This is a genomic window from Gemmatimonadales bacterium, from assembly GCA_030697825.1.
In the GTDB taxonomy this organism is placed as follows: Bacteria; Gemmatimonadota; Gemmatimonadetes; order Gemmatimonadales; family JACORV01; genus JACORV01.
Window position 1 is genome coordinate 1 of record JAUYOW010000165.1, and the last position, 2,984, is coordinate 2,984.

5 protein-coding genes are annotated in these 2,984 nt (G+C 69.7%); all 5 read left to right on the top strand.

Annotated elements, in window-relative coordinates:
- Nucleotides 1-634 (top strand): methyltransferase domain-containing protein (locus Q8Q85_09085; protein ID MDP3774407.1); only part of this gene is annotated, 634 nt, incomplete at its 5' end.
- A complete protein-coding gene (locus tag Q8Q85_09090) occupies nucleotides 607-1,857 on the top strand; it encodes a glycosyltransferase family 4 protein (protein MDP3774408.1) in 1,251 nt (416 codons plus the stop codon). The genes Q8Q85_09085 and Q8Q85_09090, both read left to right, overlap by 28 nt.
- Entirely contained in the window at nucleotides 1,854-2,282 is a 429-nt protein-coding gene (locus Q8Q85_09095; protein MDP3774409.1) for a nucleotidyltransferase domain-containing protein, read from the top strand. Before Q8Q85_09090 ends, Q8Q85_09095 begins: the two co-directional genes overlap by 4 nt.
- Complete coding sequence (locus Q8Q85_09100; protein ID MDP3774410.1) at nucleotides 2,279-2,575, top strand: hypothetical protein; 297 nt, start codon at nucleotides 2,279-2,281, stop codon at nucleotides 2,573-2,575. The genes Q8Q85_09095 and Q8Q85_09100 overlap by 4 nt, the downstream gene beginning before the upstream one ends.
- 112 nt (nucleotides 2,576-2,687) lie before the next feature.
- Nucleotides 2,688-2,984 (top strand): hypothetical protein (locus Q8Q85_09105; protein ID MDP3774411.1); only part of this gene is annotated, 297 nt, incomplete at its 3' end.

Genomic DNA, 2,984 nt, shown 5'->3' on the forward strand with positions numbered 1-2,984 from the left:
CGTCACGCGCCTCTGGCGCCTCGCGGCGGACGCGCGGGTGACCACGTATCCCATGTTCCGGGACCGCGGGAAATCGTGGGACGTGTGGCGCGCCGTGAACCACTGCCTGGAAGCGGTGCCCAAAGAGGGCGCCGTCCTCGACGTCGGGGCGTGGCAGTCCGAGGTGCTGTGGGCGCTTCGGCGCGCCGGCTACGGCAACCTCGCAGGCTGCGACACCGGCCCGCGCGTTCGCCGGATGCCGGGCGCGGGGACGATCGAGTACGTAGCGGAGGATTTCTTCGCGCTCGACCGGCCGGAGCACTCGCTCACCGCGCTCACCTGCCTGTCCGCGATCGAGCACGGCATGGACGCCGAGGCGTTCTTCACCCGCGCGGCCCGGCTGCTCGGCCCCGGTGGCAGGCTCCTGCTCACCACCGACTACTGGCCAACACCCATCCATACCGAAGGCCTCTCCGCCTTCGGCCGTCCGTGGACGATCGCCTCACGCGGTACCGTCGAGGCGTGGATCGCCTTCGCCGGGAAGCTCGGGCTCGAGCCGGACGGCCCCGTGTCGCTCGAGGCCGGCGACGCCCCCATCCGGTGGAACCGCGGCAACTACACATTCCTATGGCTGGCGCTGGCGAAGCGCGACTAGGCGTCGCCTGCCTCTCCGTCTCCGCGGCCCTCGGCGGATCGGAGTGGGTGCTTTTCGACTTCGCCTCCCGCGCGCGGGCGCACGGCATCGAGCCGCTGGTCGTGCTGCCCAAGCCCGGCCCGCTCGGCGATGCGCTCAAACAGGCGGGCGTCCCCGTCACTGTGGCGGCGGCGCCGGCCGACTTCCTCGAGCTGTCGCAGCGCGCCGCACTCTCGGCTGAGGGCATCCTGCGCTTCGGTCGCGGGGTGTGGCGATGGTCGCGCGCGATCGGCGCGGAACTGGACCGGCTCTCCACGCTCCCAGCCGGCCGCCCCACCGTCCTCTACTCGAACGGCTTTAAGGCGCACCTCGCCGCTACGCTGCTGCGCGGCTATCGCCCCGTCTGGCACCTGCACGAGTTCCCGCCTGACCGGCTCGACGCGGTCTGGAAAACGCTGGCCGGCGCCATACCCCACGCGACGATCGCGGTATCGCATTCCGTGGCGGACGCCTGGCGGATGCCGCGGTTCCCCGCCCCGAGGGTCGCGCTCAACGGCGTTGATACGGAGCGATTCCAGCCTGCGCCCCGGACGCACTGGATCCACGACCAGCTGAATCTTCCGCACCAGGTGCGGCTCATCGGCATGCCGGCCGTCTTCGCGCGGTGGAAGGGGCATCTGCTGGTCGTCGAAGCCTTCGAGCGGATCGCGGCGGAACAACCCGACGCTCATCTCGTCCTGGTGGGAAGCCCGATCTACGACACCGCGGCCGAGCGTGGTTACGGTGAGGAGTTGGTCCGAAGAGTGCGGCGTTCGTCGCTTCCCGGCCCCTTCACGGCCCAGCCGCTGCACGAGAGGATCCACTTCCTGAAGTTCCAGACCGAGCCGTGGCGGCTCTATCCGGAGTTCGACCTCGTGGTGCACTTCTCGACCCGGCCGGAGCCGTTCGGGCGCGTGATCGTGGAGGCCATGGCGTCAGGGGTGCCCGTCATCGCCGCGGACGCGGGCGGCCCGCGCGAGATCGTCGAGCACGGGGTGACCGGGTGGCTCGCGCCGCCGCGCGACGTGCGGAGGCTGAGCGAGCTGATGGTGACCGGCCTCGCGGCCGACCGTCAGGCGATGGGAACGGCGGCGCGGCGCGCCGCGGTGGAGCGTTTCTCGGCCGACCGCTATGCGGGGGACGTCGCCGCGATCCTGCGCGCCGCGAGCCGGCGGCTTATCTTTGGCCGCGAGGAGGGGTTGTGAGCGCACTTGCCCAAGCCGTTCGAGACTATTTCGCCACGGCCCATCCCCGGGGCGTCATGTCGGCGTACTTGTTCGGCAGTCACGTCCGGGGAACAGCCCACGCCCAGAGCGACGTGGATGTGGCGGTCGTGCTGGACTACGGTGCCTTTCTCCTGCGAGGGGAGCGGGCACGCGCAGCGGTGAGCCTCAACTCCGAGCTGATCGCCGCGACTCACTGTAACGAGGTGGACGTGGTCGTGCTGAACGACGCGCCCCCGGAGCTTGCTTTCAGCATCATCACCCGTGGCGCCAGGCTCTACTGCTCGGGTCCGGAGGGCGAGGCAGCGGACCACGCGTTGGTTCGCACGGCGCTGCTAAGGTACGCGGACTTCAGACCGTTCCTCGAGAGAACCAGGCGTCTCAAGCTGCTCGCGCTCTCGCGATGACGTTCTTGGTGGAGCGGCTCGCGGAGCTGCGGCTGCACCTCAATCGCTTGCGGGATCTCGCTCCCAGGGTCCGCGATGCCGAGTCGCTGCGCGCCGACCTCAGCCTCCACAACGACGTGCTGTTCTCGCTCCTGGTCGTGTGCCAGGGGGTCATCGACATAGCGGGGGAGCTGGCCGGGCGCCGTGGCATCCGCTTCGAGGACTACAGGAGTTCGCGCGCCTCGTGGCGCGCCTGGAGGGACAGGGCTGAGTTGCGCCGCCCGGGACTCGACCCTATCGGTGTGGTCCGTTGACGAAAGCCCTTGTGCCAACGACATTTAGCGCCGCTGTGTTGACGTGGTTTCTACTTGGTGCTACTATTTACTTTATGACGCAAAGTACCCTCAGACGGATGGCCTACACTACTTGAGCAACTTCACCCATCGGCGGTTCGCCCTCGCGGCGGCAGGCCTCATAGCGCTGGCCTCACCCCGGTTCATGGTCGCCCAGCAACCACCGCCCCGGCCGCCGGGCGTCACCGACCAGCAGATCCAGCAGGCCATCCAGCAGCGGGGCCTCGGCGATCAGCTGCGCCAGCGCATCCAGCAGAGCGGCATGACGCCCGATCAGATCCGGGCGCGCCTGCGGGCGGCAGGGTACTCGGAGAACCTCATCGACGCCTACATGAGCCAGGGGACGCCCGGCCAGCCCGCCCCCGCCCCG